Source organism: Deltaproteobacteria bacterium (genome assembly GCA_016234845.1).
In the GTDB taxonomy this organism is placed as follows: Bacteria; Desulfobacterota; Deferrimicrobia; order Deferrimicrobiales; family Deferrimicrobiaceae; genus JACRNP01.
Map to the genome: position 1 here is coordinate 1 of JACRNP010000077.1, position 18,332 is coordinate 18,332.

Annotated in this window: 17 protein-coding genes; 15 read left to right on the plus strand and 2 right to left on the minus strand. The window is 68.8% G+C overall.

Annotation, left to right across the window (positions count from 1 at the left end; all coding sequences use genetic code 11):
- Together HZB86_05875 and HZB86_05880 are read right to left on the minus strand one after the other, a co-directional pair.
- Positions 1–694: hypothetical protein (locus tag HZB86_05875; GenBank protein ID MBI5905062.1), on the minus strand; the 694-nt coding region annotated here is incomplete at its 3' end.
- 21 nt (positions 695–715) lie between these two features.
- A complete protein-coding gene (locus tag HZB86_05880; GenBank protein MBI5905063.1) occupies positions 716–1,159 on the minus strand; it encodes a hypothetical protein in 444 nt (147 codons plus the stop codon).
- Between the two features lie 404 nt (positions 1,160–1,563).
- Between HZB86_05880 and HZB86_05885 the strand changes: the two genes are divergently transcribed.
- The 15 genes from HZB86_05885 (at position 1,564) to HZB86_05955 (ending at position 18,298) form a co-directional block, all read left to right on the plus strand.
- Positions 1,564–3,279, plus strand: coding sequence for an ammonia-forming cytochrome c nitrite reductase subunit c552 (locus tag HZB86_05885; GenBank protein ID MBI5905064.1), 1,716 nt, complete (start codon positions 1,564–1,566; stop codon positions 3,277–3,279).
- A gap of 88 nt (positions 3,280–3,367) precedes the next feature.
- Complete coding sequence (locus tag HZB86_05890; GenBank protein ID MBI5905065.1) at positions 3,368–4,561, plus strand: aldo/keto reductase; 1,194 nt, start codon at positions 3,368–3,370, stop codon at positions 4,559–4,561.
- Between the two features lie 107 nt (positions 4,562–4,668).
- Entirely contained in the window at positions 4,669–5,508 is an 840-nt protein-coding gene (locus tag HZB86_05895) for a hypothetical protein (protein MBI5905066.1), read from the plus strand.
- The gene (locus HZB86_05900; protein MBI5905067.1) at positions 5,505–8,111 is read left to right on the plus strand and encodes a PAS domain S-box protein; all 2,607 of its coding nucleotides are present in this window, start codon (positions 5,505–5,507) and stop codon (positions 8,109–8,111) included. Before HZB86_05895 ends, HZB86_05900 begins: the two co-directional genes overlap by 4 nt.
- On the plus strand, positions 8,108–9,493 hold the full coding sequence (locus HZB86_05905; protein ID MBI5905068.1) for a sigma-54-dependent Fis family transcriptional regulator: 1,386 nt from the start codon (positions 8,108–8,110) through the stop codon (positions 9,491–9,493). The genes HZB86_05900 and HZB86_05905 overlap by 4 nt, the downstream gene beginning before the upstream one ends.
- Positions 9,494–9,695: 202 nt before the next feature.
- Entirely contained in the window at positions 9,696–10,109 is a 414-nt protein-coding gene (locus HZB86_05910) for a response regulator (GenBank protein ID MBI5905069.1), read from the plus strand.
- 34 nt (positions 10,110–10,143) lie between these two features.
- Positions 10,144–11,847 carry a type II secretion system ATPase GspE gene (gene gspE / locus HZB86_05915; GenBank protein MBI5905070.1) on the plus strand — a complete coding sequence of 568 codons (1,704 nt, stop codon included), beginning with the start codon at positions 10,144–10,146 and terminating at the stop codon, positions 11,845–11,847.
- A gap of 33 nt (positions 11,848–11,880) precedes the next feature.
- Positions 11,881–13,101: a type II secretion system F family protein gene (locus tag HZB86_05920; protein MBI5905071.1), complete on the plus strand. Its 1,221-nt coding sequence runs from the start codon at positions 11,881–11,883 to the stop codon at positions 13,099–13,101.
- Positions 13,101–13,541: a prepilin-type N-terminal cleavage/methylation domain-containing protein gene (locus tag HZB86_05925; protein MBI5905072.1), complete on the plus strand. Its 441-nt coding sequence runs from the start codon at positions 13,101–13,103 to the stop codon at positions 13,539–13,541. Before HZB86_05920 ends, HZB86_05925 begins: the two co-directional genes overlap by 1 nt.
- Entirely contained in the window at positions 13,538–13,933 is a 396-nt protein-coding gene (locus tag HZB86_05930) for a prepilin-type N-terminal cleavage/methylation domain-containing protein (protein ID MBI5905073.1), read from the plus strand. Before HZB86_05925 ends, HZB86_05930 begins: the two co-directional genes overlap by 4 nt.
- The gene (locus HZB86_05935; GenBank protein MBI5905074.1) at positions 13,923–14,573 is read left to right on the plus strand and encodes a prepilin-type N-terminal cleavage/methylation domain-containing protein; all 651 of its coding nucleotides are present in this window, start codon (positions 13,923–13,925) and stop codon (positions 14,571–14,573) included. The genes HZB86_05930 and HZB86_05935 overlap by 11 nt, the downstream gene beginning before the upstream one ends.
- Positions 14,570–15,466, plus strand: coding sequence for a general secretion pathway protein GspK (locus tag HZB86_05940; protein MBI5905075.1), 897 nt, complete (start codon positions 14,570–14,572; stop codon positions 15,464–15,466). Before HZB86_05935 ends, HZB86_05940 begins: the two co-directional genes overlap by 4 nt.
- Entirely contained in the window at positions 15,463–16,923 is a 1,461-nt protein-coding gene (locus tag HZB86_05945) for a hypothetical protein (protein ID MBI5905076.1), read from the plus strand. The genes HZB86_05940 and HZB86_05945 overlap by 4 nt, the downstream gene beginning before the upstream one ends.
- Positions 16,920–17,552, plus strand: coding sequence for a hypothetical protein (locus HZB86_05950; GenBank protein ID MBI5905077.1), 633 nt, complete (start codon positions 16,920–16,922; stop codon positions 17,550–17,552). Before HZB86_05945 ends, HZB86_05950 begins: the two co-directional genes overlap by 4 nt.
- Positions 17,549–18,298, plus strand: a complete 750-nt coding sequence (locus tag HZB86_05955) for a hypothetical protein (protein MBI5905078.1) — start codon at positions 17,549–17,551, stop codon at positions 18,296–18,298. The genes HZB86_05950 and HZB86_05955 overlap by 4 nt, the downstream gene beginning before the upstream one ends.
- Positions 18,299–18,332 lie beyond the last annotated feature (34 nt).

Here is an 18,332-nt window from a genome sequence, read left to right on the forward strand (position 1 = left end):
CAGTGGCCCCCTCGTTGACGGAAGCGGCTCCGCTGACGGCGATCGAGGAGAGGGTGGGCGGCACGTTGACGATGGAGACGCTCTGGGAGGCGGTGCGGGTGACGGACCCCGAGGTGTAGGAGGCGGACACCGTGACGGTCTGGGTGGCGGAGACGGTCGCCGCGGTGAGGAGTCCGGAACTGCTGATGGTGGCGTACGCGGTGGTGACGGACCAGGTAGGCGTTACGGCGGAGGTGGATCCGTCGCTCCAGGTGGCGGTGGCGGTGTAGGTGGCGGTGGCTCCCTCGTTGACGGAAGCGGCCCCGCTGACGGCGATCGAGGAGAGGGTCGGCGCAGTCACGATCGGGACGATCCACGAAATCGCGGGCGAGAGCGCGGACTCCTCGCCGGTGCCGAGGACGGTTTTGCCGGTGAAGTAGACGGTGCCGCCCCGGGTCATCCCCTGGAGCCCCGGATCGAAGGTGGTGGAGGTCGTCGTGAGCCCGGATGCGATCTGGCGGAGGGACGCCGCGGGAAGCGCCGGGTCCGTGCTCCAGTACATCGTGTAGGTGACGGTTTTCCCGGCTTCGATCGCCGGGGTGTCGGTATAGGTGGGCACCGGGTCCCACGAGACGATCCGGATTTCCGCGGACGCGCTACCGATGGCGAGCAGCAGGACCCCGAGCGTCAGAAGGCAGCATCCGGATCTACGCATGGTCATCGCCCCCTCGAAATGCTACAGCCGGTCCCAGGTGACCGGGGCCATGAATGCGGATCTCTGCCGGTCGATTCCGACCGCTTTCATCGATACGTAGACGCGGCTTCCGGCCGGCACGCCCGGAATCAGCTCCAGCGCGAATTCCGTGACCAGCGCCTTTGCCACCGAAAGTCTGTCCGGCGAAGGAACCTCGGCGACGGCCGCGACCTCGGCGATCGGCAGGTCGCTGTCGCTGAAGTTCGTGTCCGTCCGCACGTACAACTCATAGTACTCAAGATCGCTGTAGGGGTCCATCGCGACATTGTCGGCGAAGGTCGCCGGGGGAGCCCAGGAAAGCATGGAAACGGGCCCGGCCGGAGGAACGGACGGGCTCTCGGACGATCCGCCGCCGCCCCCGCACCCGAAGAGAAGGACTGCTCCGAAAATCGCCAGGAGGAAACCCGTTGGGATCTTCCGTATCATGGCTGCCCCTCCCGGTCCCGTGGAGTTCCTTTTTTTGGACCGTTAACCTTGCATGTCTCAAGTTGCGTGCCGTGGAGGAAGGCGTTGAGGTGGGTGTGAAAAACCGATTGAAATATAATTGGTTAAGTATCTATCAAGAGTTTTTCCCGTCGCCTTTTTCCCGTGGATTCAGCCGGGATCTTTCATCGGCGAAAGGGTGATTGCAATATCGTAATGATTCGGTCCGGGAGATTGCCGCCCGCTTGGCGATTTCGGATTCCACCCGCGCCGGGGCGGAGGAAATGCCGTTTTCGGGCCGGTTTTTGACCTGGATCAAGGCGGGCCCGGTGGTTCCCATGGAGAATCGCGAGTGTATACTGTATCCAGTTCGCCGGGGGCGAAGAACCCCGAGGAGGAGGGGAAGGATGAAGCGGTCTGCATGGGTCGTGGTCGTCCTGGTGGGCGCCCTGTCTGCGTACCTGTTGTCCGGCAGCGCGATGGGGGAACCGAAAGGGAGCTCCGACGTCGGCAGCGAGGCGGAGATCTACGGGCCGATGACGGTCCGCGCGGTCCCGAAGGCCGCGAAGCCGGCGGATCCTCCCGTCAAGGAGGAGAAGTGCTTCGAGTGCCACGACGAGATCCAGGCGCTGAAGAAGGACGGCAAGCACGCGAAGGTCAACTGCGCCGGGTGCCACGACGGGACGGCCGACCACCTGAAGGACAGCGACAAGCGGCCGGTCACGCGCGTGGATCTCGAGACGTGCGGCGGCTGCCACCCGGACCAGTACGCCAGCTTCGGCACCTTGAACCTGAAGAAGACGGCCCGGACCGAGAAGTCGCTCCTCACCGAGCGGTCCCCGAACCCGTACTGGGACAAGCTGATGATGGGGCACGGCTTCACCAAGGAGCACGCCAACCCCCGCAGCCACGCCTACATGCTCGTCGACCACCTGATCGTCGACCGGGCGTACGGCGGGAGGTTCCAGGCGAAGGACGGCTGGGGATACGTGTCGCAGCCGGGGCCGGTCGCGGCGTGGGACGTCCTGGTGGATAAATACCCGGATAGCAAGGAGCACAAGGCGTTCCTTCCCGAGAGCGCCCCCGCCGCCAACCCCACCTGCCTGCAGTGCAAGACGCAGGACCAGATCCTCAAGTGGAAATACATGGGGGACAAGGACGAGAAGGCGAAGTGGGACCGCTCGTCCAACGTGGTGGAGTTCGTAAAGGACCTGAACCATTCGCTCAACTGCTTCATGTGCCACGACCCGCACGCGGCGAAGCCGCGGATCGTGCGCGACGGCCTGATCCAGGCGCTGACCCGCCCGGAGAAGGACACGCTCTGGCACAAGGACCCCAAGGCCACGAAGATCGACGTGAAGGAGTTCCGCGGCGGTTTCCGCAAGATCGCGCTGCTTTCGAAGTACGACGCGAAGCTGCAGTGCGGGCAGTGCCACGTGGAATACAACTGCAACCCGGGGTTCGACCCGAAGACCGGCGAATACTCCATCAAGGCCCCGGATCAGCGAACGAACCACTTCCCGTTCAAGAACGTCCTCTCGATCTACGACCATTACAACGACCTGGGATTCCGGGATTTCAAGCACGGGCTGACGGGGGGTCTGCTATGGAAGGCGCAGCACCCGGAGGCGGAGACGTTCTGGGGGTCGACGCACGACAGGGCGGGGGCGAGCTGCGACAGCTGCCACATGCCGAAGGTCCGCAACGCCGCGGGGAAGGTGTACACCTCGCACTGGCAGACGAGTCCGAGGAACTACCTGAAGCAGACGTGCCTGACCTCGAAATGCCACCCGAAGCTCACGGAGCTGCAGGCGGCGTACGAGATCGATTCGATCCGCAACTTCACCAAGGGGAAGATGCGGAAGGCCGAGTACTGGCTCTCCGCGCTGATCGACAAGATCGTGGAGGGGAAGAAGGCGGGGATCCCGGCCGAGGCGCTCCGGGAGGCGCAGGAGCAGCACCAGAAGGCGCACATCCTGTGGGAGTGGTGGACGGCGGAGAACTCCGACGGCTTCCACAACCCGTCGCTCGCGCGGGAGTCGCTGACCCGTTCGGTCGAGGAGTCGAAGAGGGGGATCAAGGTCGTAAGCGACGCGATGGAGAAGAAGACGGCGTCGAAGTAGCCTCGGCGGCTTCGCTCCTTCCCGGGGGTGCGGGTTTCAAAGCCCGCGCCCCCGGTTTCATTTCCGGTATAGTGAAGGGAACATCGCCATGGAGGCGTACGTGACGCGAACCCCTCCCCCCTGCGCCACACGAAGGGATTTCCTGAAAATGGTCGTCGCCGCGGGCGCGGTCGCCGCCGCGCCTCCGTTGCCGTCCGCGGCGGAATCCCTTCCCCCCGCCACGGAGGAGAAGCGGCCCCTCGGGAAGACCGGCTTCCGCGTGTCGACCGTCGGGTTCGGCGCGATGATCACCCGCGACCCGGAGGTGATCCGCGCCGCCATCGACCGCGGAGTGGATTACATCGACACGGCCGACTGCTACATGGGGGGAGAGAACGAGCGGATCGTCGGGCGCGCGATCGCGGGCGTCCGCGACAAGGTGGTGCTGGCGACCAAGGTCCACATCGCCCCTCCGGCCGAGATGATCCGGTCGGCGGAGAACAGCCTCCGGTCGCTCAAGGTCGACGTCATCGACGTCCTGCAGCTCCACGGGATTTCGACCGAGGAGGAGGTGACCGACCCCCGCGCCCGCGAAGCGCTCCGGATGCTCATCGACCAAGGGAAGATCCGCGTCGCCGGGGTGACGACCCACTCCGGACAGGAGACCGTGCTCCGGGCCGTCCGGAAGCACGGCTTCTACAAGACGGTCCTCGTGGCGTACAACTTCCGCTCCGACTCCGGTGTGACCGCCGCGGTCAAGGGAGCGCTGGGGTTGAGCGAAGGATTGTCCAACGCGATACGGTCGGTCGGCGCGTCGGGGGTCGGGGTCGTCGCGATGAAGACGCAGGCGGGGGGGTACCCGTCGCCCCCCGGCGGGGCGAGCCCGCACCAGGCCGCGCTGGCGTGGGTTCTTTCGAATCCCGGCGTCGCCACGACGATCCCGAGCATGACGACGTACGCGCAGCTTACCGACAATCTCGGCGCGCGGGGGAGGCGGCTTACGTTTTCCGACCGGGTCGCCCTCCGCCGCTACGCGATGGAGATCGGGGACCGGCACTGCTCCCTGTGCGGCGCGTGCGACGGCGCCTGCCCCAACGGCGTCGACGTGCCGTCGGTCCTCCGGACGCTCGCGTACCGCGACGGATACCGCCAGGAAGCGTTCGCGCGCGCCTCGTACGCCGCTCTTCCCCCCGGCCGGAACGCCGCGGCGTGCGGGGAGTGCTCGTCGTGCGCGGTCTCCTGCCCGCTGCGCCTGCCGGTGGCGCGCTTATCCCGCCGGGCCCACACCGCGTTGTCCGGGTGAGGGACGACTTGCCTCCCCCCCCTCTCCGCCCCCCGCTACTCCCCGTTCTCCTGTTCGGTATCGCCCTCCTCGTTCCGTTGCCCGACTCCGGGAATTGCGCGGAGGCCATGCCTCACCCAGCGATTTCCGTCCTCGGCGCCGCCGGCGTCTGGGAGCGGATCGGGTCGGTGCGGACGTTCGGGCCGGAACGGCTGTACGAGGAGATCGACGGGGAGGCGGAGCTGTTCCTCCCGTACGGGATGCGGCGGCTGACGGTGGCGGTCGTGGGCGACCGGTCGCTGCCCGGATCGGAAGTCCGGCTGGAGCTGTTCCGGATGGGCTCCGCGAGGGACGCGTTCGGGATCTGGTCCCAGCACCGGTATCCGGACCAGGAGGCCGTCTCCGTGCCTCCTTCCGAGGTCGTGGTTTCCGACACGTCGGCGGATTTCTACCGGGGGGACACGTTCGTCCGGCTGCGGGCGAAGCCGGGCGAGGATTCCCGCCGCCTCGTGCTGGATCTCGCGAAGGCGGTCGTCGATGCTCTCCACGGAGAAGGCGCCCCGCCGGAGGAGGCCCGCATCCTCGACCGGTTCCCGGGCCGGATTCCCGGGACCGTCCTCTACCAGAAGAAGGCCATGATGGGGTACGAGTGCCTCGCTCCCGGTTTCGAGGCGAAGTTCGCCGGCCCGTCGTCCTCCGGACGACTCGCGCTGCTGCCGCCGCCGGTCGGGCCGGCCGGGGGGGATCGCCGTCTCGAGCGGATCGGGAAGGAGCTTCCCGGCTTCTCCGCGGCCGCCCCCAACCTCTTCAGGGCGTCGCTCCCGTCCGGAATTCTTTGGCTGGCGCGGGCCGGCGGATGCGTCGTGGGGGTCGCCGGGGACCTCTCGCGGTCGGCGGCGGATCCGCTGCTGGCGGCCCTCGCCGCCTCGTCGATCGCGCTTTGCGACCCGGAGGGCGGGAACCGGTGAACGAATCCGCGGTCGAACGGACCGTCTTCCCGCGGGAACAGTGGATCCGGTTTGGCGTCGTGGGGCTGCTGGTCCCCGCGATCCTCTACGCGGCGTACAGGAACAACCCGGTCCTTTCCCACGACATCACCGAGATGTTCAGCGTGATCGTGGCGTGCGGCATCTTCATGCTGACGTGGAACGCCCGGGAATTGATCGACAACCACTACTTCGTCTTCCTCGGGATCGCCTACCTGTTCGTAGGGGCGATCGACTACCTGCACACCCTTTCCTTCGCCGGCACCATCTCGCGGGAGAGCCACGGCGTCTCGATAGAGCTGTGGTTCGCCGCGCGATACCTCCAGAGCTTCGCCCTCGTCGCCGCTCCCGTGTTCGCGTACCGGAAGACCCGCCCGGGGATCGTCCTGGCCGGCTTCGCGACGGCGGCCGTCCTGCTGGTCGCCGCGGTGCATCAGGGGGTTCTCCAGGACTTCTACGTGCCCGACAAGGGATTGACGTCCGCCAAGGCGCTGAGCGACCACATCGTGTCCGCCATCCAGCTGCTCTCGATCGGCACCCTCTGGCTGGCGCGCGAAAAATTCGACCGGAAGGTGCTGCGCCTCCTTGTCCTCTCCGTACTCTTCTCGATTGCCGCGGAGATGTCGGCCGACCTGTACCGCGACGCCTACATCTACAACAGCGTGATCGGGCACTATCTCAAGGTGGTCTCTTTCTACCTGGTCTACCTCGCGGTCGTCACCACCGGTCTCATCCGTCCCTACGGGCTGCTGTTCCGGAACTTGAAGAGGAGCGAGGAGGAGCTTCGCGCCGCGAGGGACGGTCTGGAGACGAGGGTCTCGGAGCGGACGGCGGAGCTGCGCGCCGTGAACGAGCGGCTGGAGAAGGAGCTGGCCGAGCGGCAGCGGGCGGTGGAGATGCGGGAGCTGATCCTGGACCTCCACCACCTCACCCACTCCAAGGAGTCGGTCCGGGATTTCCTCTCGTCCGTCTCGGTGTTCCTCCAGGAGCGGTTCGGGTTCAAGGCGATCGGGATCCGGTACCGCCGGGGCGCCGACTACCCGTACTTCGAGGCGCGCGGCTTCCCGCAGGAATTCGTCGAGGCCGAGATGAGCCTTTGTGCCGGGGACCGGGGCGCGGCATCCGGGGGGGGAAACGGGGAGAATCCGCCGTACGAATGCGCCTGCGGGGCGGTCATCGCCGGGAAGGGAGATCCGTGCCGTGCGTTCTTCACCCCTTACGGGACGTTCTGGACCAACGGCGCCTCGGACCTCGTCGCCGGGAACGAGGCGGCGAGAGCGCTCGTCACCCGCGGCCGGTGCGTCCGGCAAGGGTACGAGTCGATCGCGCTGGTCCCCTTGCGCCTGGGCGACGTCGCCTTCGGGCTGCTGCAGTTCAACGACCGGCGGAAGGGGGTGTTCCACCCGCACCTGCTGTCCCAGCTCGAGCGGGTCGCCGAGAACATCGGCGCCGCGCTGTCCCGCCTGCTGGCCCTGGAGGCGCTCCAGGAAAGCGAGGACCGTTTCCGCTCCCTGGTGGAGAACTCCATGGTCGGCATCCTGATCGTCGCCGACGGGCGGATCGTCTTCCACAACCCGCGGCAGGAGAGGATTACAGGGAAAATTCCCGACGGGATCCCTTTCCGCGAGCTCGGGCAGGTCCACCCGGACGACGCCGGGGAGTTCGAACGGCTCTGCGCCGCCGCCGCGCACCCCGGGCCGGAACGGCTGGAGGTGGACGTCCGCCTCCTCGTCCCGGAAGGGGGCGGGGGGCGCGGGTCGGTCCGGTGGCTCCATTGCCAGGCGAACCCGGTCGTCTTCCGGGGGGTCGCGTCGCTCCTGGTCGACACGGTGGACATCACCCGGGTGAAGGAGCTGGAGCAAGCCGTGACCGCGCGCGAGAAGCTCGCCTCGATCGGGCAGCTCGCGGCGGGGATCGCCCACGAGATCCGAAACCCCCTCTCCGGGATCAACATCAACATCTCAACGCTCGAGCTGCTCTGCCGGAGGGCGGAAGGGCTGGAACCGGATGAACGGGAGAAGATCGAGACGGTCGTCGCGCAGGCGAAGGCGGCTTCGGAGAAGATCTCCTCCGTCATCCGGCGCGTGATGGAGTTCTCGAAGCCGGCGCCGCCGCGGATGGACCGGGTGGATATCAACCGGGTCGTCCGGGAAGCGCTCTCCATCTCGGAAATGACGCGTCGCAAGGGGAAGGTGGAGTTCCGCGAGGCCCTGTCCCCGGAGCCGCTTCCGTGCCATGGGGACCCCGCCCTCCTCGAGCAGGTCGTCCTGAACCTGATCACGAACGCCATGCAGGCGATGGAGTCAATGGACGGAAAGGGGACGATCACCGTCGGGGCGGAGCGGGTGGGGGACAAGGCGGTCATCCGGGTGGCCGATACGGGGCCCGGCGTTCCCGAACATCTGCGGGAAAGGATCTTCGAGCCGTTCTACACGACCCGGAGGGAAGGGCACGGGATCGGCCTCTCCTTCAGCAACCGGATCGTCTCCGACCACGGCGGCCGGCTGTCGGTGCGTCCCGCGGAGGGGGGCGGCGCGGAGTTCCGCATCGAACTTCCGCTGAAAGAGGAAAGGAGCCCGACATAGAACCCTGGAAGGTATTCGTCGTCGACGACGAGGAGAGCGTGCGGGAGGGAATCCGGATCGCGCTGGAGCCGCGGTACCGCGTGCGGGCGTTCGGCGATGCGGAATCCGCCGTGGAGGGCGTGAAGGAGGATCCGCCCGACCTGGTCCTGATGGACATCGGGCTGCCCGGCATGAGCGGGATCGAGGGGCTCCGCGCGGTCAAGTCCCTGCGCCCGGAGATCCTGGTGATCGTGATCACCGCGTACGAGGACGTGCAGACGGTCGTGGCGGCGATGAAGGGTGGCGCGTTCGACTACGTCGTGAAGCCGCTGCACGCGGAAACGGTGGAGGCGTCGGTCGAAAAGGCGCTGGAGACGGTCCGCCTCCAGAAAGAGGTGCGGGAGCTGCAGGAGCGGTGCCTCCGGGACAACGTCCCCCTCTTTATCGGGGAGAGCCACGCGATCCGCGATGTGATGGAGTTCGTCGAATCCGTCGCGAAGAGCCCCGACACCCCGGTCCTCATTCTCGGGCCCACGGGAACGGGGAAGGAGCTGGTCGCGGCCGCCATCCATTACCGGAGCCCGAACTTCCGCGGACCGCTGGTGAGCGTCAACTGCGCGGCCATCCCGAGGGAGCTGCTGGAAAGCGAGCTCTTCGGGTACGAGAAGGGCGCTTTCACCGGCGCCGCGCACACCGGGAAGAAGGGGCTGGTGGAGGAGGCGTCGGGCGGGACGCTGTTCCTCGACGAGGTCGGGGACCTGAGCCCCGAGGCCCAGTCGAAACTGCTCCGCTTCCTGGAGGACGGGGAGTTCTACCGCGTCGGAGGGACGCGCCGCTTCCGCGCCTCCGCCCGGGTGGTTTCGGCCACGAACAAGGCGATCGAGGAGCTGATGGAGAAGGGTTCTTTCCGCGAGGATCTGTACTACCGCCTCGCTGTCGTGCGGGTCGCCGTCCCCGCCCTTGCGCAACGGCCGGACGACATCCTGCCGATCGCACGCCACTTCCTCGTCGAGTTCTCCGGGAAGTTCGGGAGGGCCGTCGCCGGTTTCTCCCCCGAGGCCGAGGAGTCGCTCCTGTCCCACGCGTGGGAGGGGAACGTGCGGGAGCTCCGCAACGTAGTGGAGCGGGCGGTCCTGACCGGGAAGGGAACCCAAGTGTCGGCTGCGGACCTTCGGCTCGGTCCGGGAGGGGCTGGAGCGCGGCCCGCCGGAACCGGAAACGGGATCCCGGCGCCGCCCCTTTCGTCCTCCGGGGTGAACCTTGCGTCGATACTCGAATCGATCGAAAAGCGATATATCGGCGATGCGCTTCGGCTCGCCGGGGGGAACGAGACCAGGGCGGCCCAGCTGCTGGCCATCAACTACCACACGTTCCGTTACCGAAGGAGGAAGCTTGGCCTCTGACCTTGCCCCGGGAATTGACGATTCTTCGAAATTGCGAGTGAGATTTCTTAGAGTTCCTCCATCCCCTGTTTTTCCGAGGCGCCCGATTGGTAGCGTATCTTCATGTAAAATATACGGAAAACGTTTCATTCGGCGGGGATACCCTACGGCACGTTCCATGCTCGTATCTGTCGTTGGAGGAATTTGAACGGAGGGATGGCGGATGCCGGGACGATTGGCCGGGGCAAGGATAGCGATCATCGAGGACGACACGCTGCTTCGGGAATCCCTGGCGCTCTTCCTGCGGGTCAGGGGTGGGCATGTGGAGACGTACGGCAGCGCCGAGGAAGCCGGTGAGGCGGTAACGCAAGGCAGGTTCGACGCGGTGATCAGCGACTACCTGCTCCCTGGGGAAAACGGGCTCTCGTTCCTCCGCAAGGTCCTGAAGTCTTCGGAAAGCGCGGGAACCGTCCTGATCACCGCGCACGCCGGGAAGGACATGTCGAAAGAGGCGTTGGCCGCGGGGATCCACACCTTCCTCACGAAGCCGTTTTCCACGAAGGAACTCGAAGCGGCCCTGGAGCGGATCCTCGAACGGAGGGGGGCGGGACGGGATGGGGCCATTGAGGCGACATGAGGATCGCATGGCGTTCTTGAGGTAGGATAGCGTCATGGGAGCTCCCGTGATCGGCAGAAAGGTTTTCAACGAACGTTTGCTCTCCTCGCTCTCCGTCCCCTCGGCGGAGCAGCCGCAGCTGACCGGGCTCGCGCGGACGGAAGGGGCGGCGTTTCCCCGCCTTCTCGTGGCCCGCGGCCTCGTCTCTCCCGAACGACTGCGCAGCGCCTACCAGGAGCTTTGCGGCATCCCGGCCTTCCGGAACGATCCCGAAGCGGAGCGTCCCGCCACGGGCGACGCCCTCCCGCTTTCCTTCCTGCGCGCAAGGATGCTTTTTCCCCTGTCGCTGGACGACGGCACGCTCACCGTCGCAATGGCCGATCCGCTGGACGCGGACGCAAGGGAGGCCGTGGCCAAGGCCACGGGGAAGCGCGTGGAGGTCGTGGCCGGGACCGAGGAGGAGATCCGCGAGGCGATCGAGAAGGCGTACGGGGAGGCCGGCTCCTCGATGGGGAGTCTGGTCGAGCAGGTCGGGGACGAATCGCCCGGGACGACCGGCGACGAACGGGTGGAGCAGCTGATCGGCGTCGCCTCCGAGGCGCCCATCATCCGGCTGGTGAACTTCGTCATGGCGCGGGCGATCGAGCGCGGCGCGAGCGACATCCACCTGGAGCCGTACGAGAAGGTGCTCCGCGTCCGCTACCGCATCGACGGGATCCTGGAGGACGTGGAGTCCCCGCCGCGGCGCCTGCAGACGGCCATCATCTCCCGCGTGAAGATCATGTCGCGGCTCAACATCGCGGAGAGCCGGCTCCCGCAGGACGGGCGCGTGAAACTGCGCATCGGGGGCAAGGAGATCGATTTCCGCGTCTCGACCATTCCCACGCTCCACGGGGAGAGCGTGGTCATCCGCATCCTCGACCAGGCTTCCGTGCCGCTCGACATGGGGACGCTCGGCTTCTTCCCCGACACGCTCTCGGCGTTCCGTCCGATGGTGTCGGCCCCGTACGGGATGATCCTGGTCACCGGTCCCACCGGCAGCGGGAAGACGACCACCCTCTACGCGGCCCTCCAGGAGATCAAGTCTCCGGGGCGAAAGATCATCACCATCGAGGACCCGGTCGAATACCAGATTCCCGGGGTGGTCCAGATCCAGGTGAAGCCGCAGATCGGGCTGACCTTCGCATCGGGGCTCCGGTCGATCGTCCGGCAGGACCCCGACGTCATACTGGTCGGAGAGATCCGCGACCGCGAGACCGCGGAAATCGCGATCCACTCGGCCCTCACGGGTCACATGGTCCTTTCCACATTGCACACCAACGACGCCCCCGGGGCGGTTACCCGGCTCCTCGAGATGGGGGTCGAGGAGTACCTCCTGCCGTCGTGCCTGGTCGGCGTCCTCGCGCAGCGGCTCGTACGCACGGTCTGCGGCGGCTGCTCGGCCCCCCGGGAAGTTTCGGCCGCGCTCCGGGAGGATCTGCTCCGGGAGGCCGGATTCGTTCCGGAGGGGGAGCTGCGGCAAGGCGCAGGGTGCGAGGCGTGCGCCGGCACCGGCTACCGCGGCCGGTCGGGGATCTTCGAGCTGCTCCCGGTGACCGGGGAGATCCGGGACCTCATTCTCTCCCGGGCGGACTCCGGAACGTTGCGCGCGAAGGCGGTCGCCGCCGGGATGCGGCAGCTGCGGGAAGACGGCTGGGAGAAGGTGAAGCGCGGCATCACCACGATCGAGGAAGTCCTCCGGGTCACCCGCGCGGGCTAGGCGGCCCGTTTCCCGGGTAGATAGGACCACGCGATGGCCGTCTTCGGATACAGGGTCACCGATGTCGTGGGGAAGGTGACGGAAGGGGTGATCGAGGCGGCCGGGGAGCGCGCCGCCAGGGATCGCCTCCGGGAGATGAACCTCGTCCCGATCCGCGTCTGGGCCGCATCGGCGGGCGTGGAGCGGAGGGACGGCTCCGCCCCCGCTGCCGGGATCCGCGGCCCGAGGAAGGACCTTCTCCCGTTCCTTCACGGTTTCCGGACCCTGCTGGTCGCCGGCGTGCCGATCGACCGCGCGCTCGAGATGATGGCCGACCTGTACCGCGGCGGGCCGATGGGCGCGGTGGCGGTCTTCCTCCTCCGGGAGGTCCGCTCCGGAAGCTCCCTCTCCGACGCGATGCGGAAAAGCCCCGGCGCCCCCTTCAGCCGCTTCCTCGTGCAGATGGTCCAGGCGGGGCAGTCGACCGGCCGGCTCGAGGAGGCGCTCGACCAGGCGTACCGGTTCATGGAGCGGGCGCGGGATTTCCGATCCAACCTGCTCGGGTCGCTCCTCTATCCGGCGATCCTGCTGGCCGCTTCCGTCGTCTCGGTGATCCTCCTGGTCGTCTTTGTCGTTCCCCGGTTCGCCGGGGTGTTCGCCTCCTCGGGGGTTCTCCTTCCGCTCCCGACGCGGGCGCTCCTCGCGTTCAGCTCGTTCCTCTCCGGGAACATCCTCTACCTTCTCGCGGCGTCGGCCGCCCTCGTCGCGCTGTTCCGTTCCTGGCTCGCCCGCCCCGAATCGCGCAGGGAATGGGACCGGGGGATGATGAAGTGGCCGCTCGTCGGCGCCACCGTCACCGCGCTGGAAACCTCCCGCGTCATGCGCTCCCTGTCGTCGCTGCTGTCGGGCGGGGTCCCGATCCTTCCCGCCTTCGTCATCGCGCGCGAAGTCAGCGGAAACGCGGCGATCCGGGAGGGGATGGAGGCGGCGAGGGTGCGCGTGCAGGGCGGCGCCAAGGTGGCCCGGGCGCTCGAGGAGACGACCCCCTTCCCCCCGATGGCGCTCCAGATGATCGCCGTGGGGGAGGAGACGGGACGTCTCGAGGAGATGCTGGCGTCGGTCGCCGACGCCTTCGAGGACCAGGCCCGGCGGAGCCTGAAGAACTTCCTCACCATCCTCGAGCCGGCCGTGATCCTGGCGATGGGGCTCCTCGTCGGGTTCATCGTCTTCTCGATGTTCCTGGCGATCTTCCGGCTGAACGAGGTGCCGTTCTGATGCCGTGGCGGAAGGCGTTCACGCTGCTCGAGATGGTCGTGGTGCTTGCGCTGGTCGGAATCCTGGCCGCGCTGGTCGCCCCTTCCTTCTCCCGCACGATCGCGTCCTCCCGGCTGCGCTCCGCGGCCTCCGGCGTGCGGGGGACCTTCACGAAGGCCCGCGCGATGGCGGTCGCCGGGGCGCGGGAGCGGGCGGTGACGTTCGACCGCGAGAGCGGGGAGTACGGGATCGACAACGACGCGGTCCGCCGTCTTCCGGAGACGATCCGGTTCGCGGAACCAGACGGCGCGGGGGAGGGGGACGGCGGCGGGCCCGTGAAGGTGCGGTTCTTCGCCGACGGCAGCGCGGAGGAGGCGGAGATCCGGGTGGTGGCGGAAGACGGCGGCGGCCTGAAGGTCACGGTCGAACCGCTGACCGGGATCGCGGAGGCGGGATCGTGAACGCGAGGAAGGTTTCCGCCGCGGGGTTCACGCTCCTGGAGGTCGTCGTGGCGATGGCGATCTTCGCCGCCGGGATCGTGGCGGTGACCCGCCTCTTCTCCGGGGCGCTGCGGCTGTCCGCGGGATCCCGCGACGCCTCCGCGGCGTCGATCTACGCGCGCCAGAGGATGGAGGAAGCGCTCCTTTCCCCCAGTCCGGCCGAGGGGACCGAGCAGGGGGCGTTCGGCGAGGGGTACCGGTGGAAGCTGACGACCGTGTTCGTCCCGCGGGAGGAGGAGGCGTACGACGAGGTCCGGTTCCGGGTCACGGTTACGTGGGACGACGGCGGGAGGGAGCGCGCGATGGACCTCGCGGCATCCCGCTGGCGACGGAAGGTGCCGGATGGCGGGTGATCCGGGGCGGCGCCGCCGCGGATTCACGCTCCTCGAGCTGCTGGTCGCCCTCGTGATCCTGTCGGCGATCGCGGGCGGCGTCGCGGTGGGGATCCGGCTCGCCTCGGGATCGATCGAGCGGGGGGAAGCCGTGGCGAGGGAATCCGCGCGGCTGCGCGCGGCGGTAGGGATCGTGGAGCGGGCGATCCGGTCGCTCGACCCGCTGCCCGTCGCGGTCGAGGACAACACGACCTTCTACTTCGTCGGCGAGGAGAAGCGGCTCCGGTTCCTGTCCGGGGCGGTCCCCGAGACGATCCGCGGGGGGGGGTTGCGGCTGGTGTCGTTCTTCGAGCTTCGCGACGCCCCGGGGGCGGGGCTGGCGATCGCGACGGCGTCCCCGTTCCGGCCGGAAGGGGTGGGCGGCTGGGATGGCGACGATTCCCCGCGCCTCCTGGTGCCGGGAGCCGGGGAGCTCGCGTTCGCCTACTCGATCGGCCCGGACGAAAATGGCGCATGGGAGTGGCGTCCCGCGTGGGACACGAGGGAGGAGGGGAGACTGCCCGCCGCCGTGCGCGTGGAGTTCTCCGTTCCCGCCGCGGCCGGGCCGCGAAAGACCGCGTTCGTCGTGCCGATTCCCGTCGCGGGGGGGGGCGGGGGATGAGGGGGAGGCGGGGGTTCGCGCAGCTTCTTGTCCTTTGGGCCCTGGCCCTTCTGGGGACGCTGGCGCTGGGGTTCTCGTTCACCATGCGCACGGAGGCGCTCGCCGCCCGGAACGGCATCGACGGGACGCGCGCCTATTTCCAGGCGCGCACCGGAGTGGACCGGGCGCTGATGCTCATCGCCACCGTGCCGGCGGACAACCTGGCGCGGATGGAGATCGCGGGGGAGGACGACGACGCGTCGTACGTCGTGCGGTTGGACCGGGAGAGCGGAAAGGTCGACATCAACTTCGTGCCGGAGGAGATGCTGCTGGGGGTCCTTGCGGGAGGGGGGCTTCCGGACGACGACGCGGAACGGCTGCGGGACGCGATCCTGGACTGGAGGGACGAGGACGACGTCGCCCGGCCGGCAGGCGCCGAGGCGGGCGACTACGCGAACCTCGCGGAGCCGGTCATGCCCCGCAACAGCCGCTTCCAGTCCGTCGAGGAGCTCCGGTACGTGATGGGCGTTACTCCGGAATTCTACCGTCGCTTCCTCTCGCGGGTGTTCACCGTGCACGGGAACTCCCCCCAGCTGAGCTTCCGGCACGCTCCGGAGATCGTCCTCCGGTCGCTGCCGGGCATCTCCCCGGGCGCGGTCGAAAGCATCCTGGCCGGTCGGTCGCAGGATCCTCCGATATCGGCTGCCGACCTCGCGGCGATGGCGGGAGCGGGGGAGATCGGCGCCCAGTCGCTGGCGCTCCTGTCCGGCGGAGACGGATCGAACGTCTGGACGGTCACGGCGACCGGGAAGGCGGGCGATGGCGTCACGCGGGTGGTGCGGTGTCTTGCGGAATACCGGGGCGGCGGGGAAAAAGAGGTTAAGATACTCGGGTGGCTGGAGGTGGACGGGTGAAGCTGTTCCGGACGGTCCTCGGGATCGATCCGTCGGGCGGGCGGCTGGCGATCGTCGCGGTGCGCCGCGGCGTCGGAGGCGTGTCCCCTGCCTGCGCTCCTCTTTTTCACGAGTCGAAGGGGGAGAGGGAGGGGCTCCGTCTCGAGGAGGCCGAGGGGGGCCTCGGGGAGTTCGTCGCGCGGAACGGGCTGGTCGGGTGCGAGGCCGTCCTCGTCCTCCCCGCCGACCGCGTCTTCCTGGCGCGCGCCTCCTTCCCTCCGCTCAAGGGGAAGGATCTGCGGGACGCCGTCGGAATGGAGCTGGAGCGGCTGTTCCCCGTCCCCCCGTCCGAGCTGTGCTACTCCTTCCGTCGTCTCCCCGCGTCCTCCGGAGGAAAAGTCCCGCTCGTCGTCGCCGCCGCGCGGTCCGACTACATCGACCGGTGGGAGGAGACCGTCGCCCGCGTGGGGTTGTCCCTTGCCGCCGCCGTTCCCGTCGCGTGGGCGGTCGGCGCCGCGGTCGCGCGGATCTCCGGCGCGCAGGCCGGGGCGGGAAACGCGGCCGCCGTGATCCGCGGTTCCGGCGCCGCGGTGGAGTGCACGCTCTTCGCCCACGGCGAGCCGTTCTTCTCGGCCTCCCGTCCGTGCGCCGCGGGCGGCGCCGCCGCGGAGGGGCTCTCGCTCGCCGCCGCGGGCCTTTCGGACCCGCCGGCGTCGCTCGGGGAGGGGCCGCTCCGGCTGTTCGCTCCGGACGGATGGTACGGCGCAGGGGGGAGAGGCGTCGAGGCCGGCGGGATCCCGCTGGCTCCCCAGGGAGGTTTCGCGGCGGCGGCGGCGACCGCGATGTCCGGAGCGGGAGCGGGGGAGGGCGGCGCGATCGCCGATCCGATGGCCCTGGTCGCCGCGCACGGAGCGGCGGTCGGAGGGGAGCGGCTGGACCTGTTCGCCCCGGAGCGGGAGGGCGCCCCGTCGGGGGCCGCCCGCGCGGCCGTCGGTGCCGCGGCCGCGGCGGCGCTCGCGCTCGGGCTCGCCTGGCCTTCCGCCGTGGCGTGGAAGGCGAAGGACGATGTCCGGCGGCTCGACGCGCAGCTCGCCGCACTGCGCCCTTCCGTGGAGCGGTTCGAGGAGAGCCTGGCGGATCTCGACGAGGCGCAGGTGAAGATCACCACGCTGCGCGAGGAGGCGTCCGCGTCCCCCGAGACGCTGATCGTCCTGCGCGAGCTGACGGATCGGCTGCCCAACGGCACCTGGCTCCTTTCGCTGCGGGTGGAAGGGCGGAAAGTGGACATCGAGGGGCTCTCCCTCTCCGCGAGCGAGATCTTCCCCGCCCTCACGCGCGACGGCCGGTTCCGGACCGTGGAGTTCGCCGCCCCGATCACGCGCCAGGCCGACAACATCGAGCGGTTCAAGATCCGCGGGGAGTACGTCCCGAACGTTCCCGCGGCCGGGACGCCGACGGCGGCGGGAGCGGAGCGGTGAGCGCGATGAACGCGTTGTCGGCCCGGTTCGCCTCCCTTTCGTCGAGGGAGAAGACTCTGATGTCGGCGTGCCTGCTGTGCGTGGCGGCGTTTGTCGCCGTGAAGTGGGTCGTCCTGCCGGCGAGGGAGGGGTACGTGAGGGATCGCGCCGCGATTCCCCATCGCCAGGCCACAATCGCCCGGTACGATGCGATGCGCCAGGGACAGGAGCGCGCGGACGAGGAGCTGTTCCTGCAGGTGCAGCAGCTCGAGAAATGGGAAGAGGGGCTTCTCGCGGGAGAGACCGCCTCCGCCGCCGGCGTCTTCCTGCAGGGAGTGCTGAAGCCGCTCACCAACCGGCCGGAGATCCGGGTCACGTCGATCCGCTCGCTCCCGCCGGTCCGGAAAGGGGCATACGCGGAGATCGCCGTCCAGATGGAGATACAGGCTTCGACCGAGGGGCTGGCCCTCCTGCTCTCGGACATATCCCGGCAACCGAAGATTCTCCGGGTCCGGAAACTCTCGGCGTCGACGGGATCGTACTACGCCGCTCAGCCGCAGCGGAAGGAGGCGGTCGTCGTTTCGATGGTGGTGGCGGGACTCTCGCAGACGGCGGTGGACGAAAAAGGGCAAGGGGGAGGCGAGGAGTGAAACGGCCGGCTCTCTTGACTCTCGCCCTGTTGCTCCTGGCGGCCTTCTTCGGATGGGAAACCCGCAAGGCGCTCGTATCCGGCGCCGGCGGGCAGGGGGAAGCGGGGGGAGCGCGGCAGGACGCCTGGAAGCCGGGCGCCCCGTCGCCGGATCCCGCGTCCCCGCCCGACCTGTCGCCGGTCGCGGCCGCCGTGGCCGCGCGCCCGTTGTTCCGGCAGGACCGCCAGCCGTTCCGGGAGCAGTCCGCTTCCGCGGCGCCTGCGCGCAACTACGATGCGGAGCTTTCCCGTTTCTCGCTCCTGGGCGTTCTCGACTTCGGCGACGGTTTGCGGGGCGTGGTGGTGAACAAGGCAGGGACGCGGACCGACCGGTGGGAATTGCGGGCGGGCGACACGATCCCGGGATTTACCGTCAAGGAAGTGCGGATGGATGTCCTTCTCCTTTCCGCCGACGGCCAGGATCTGACGTTGCCGCTGTACGCGGGTCCGCCGGCGGCGTCGGGCACCTCGCTTCGCACCGAGTCCACCCGGCGGGAATCCGCCCCGGCGAAGGCGGACGCGGTCTCCGCGGCGCCTACGGCACCGGCTCCGCCTCCGGCGGCGACTCCCCCGCGGGCGAATCCGTTGGCGAGAAGGGCGATCCGGCCTCCGCCGGTATCTTCCGCGGACGCCCCGGCCCCGACCCCCGCCCCCGTGAACCGGCCGGCGCCGGCCGTCGCGCCGAGATACATCCCGGGAAGACGATGAATCCGCCTCGCGAAAACGATGGACGGGAGAGAAA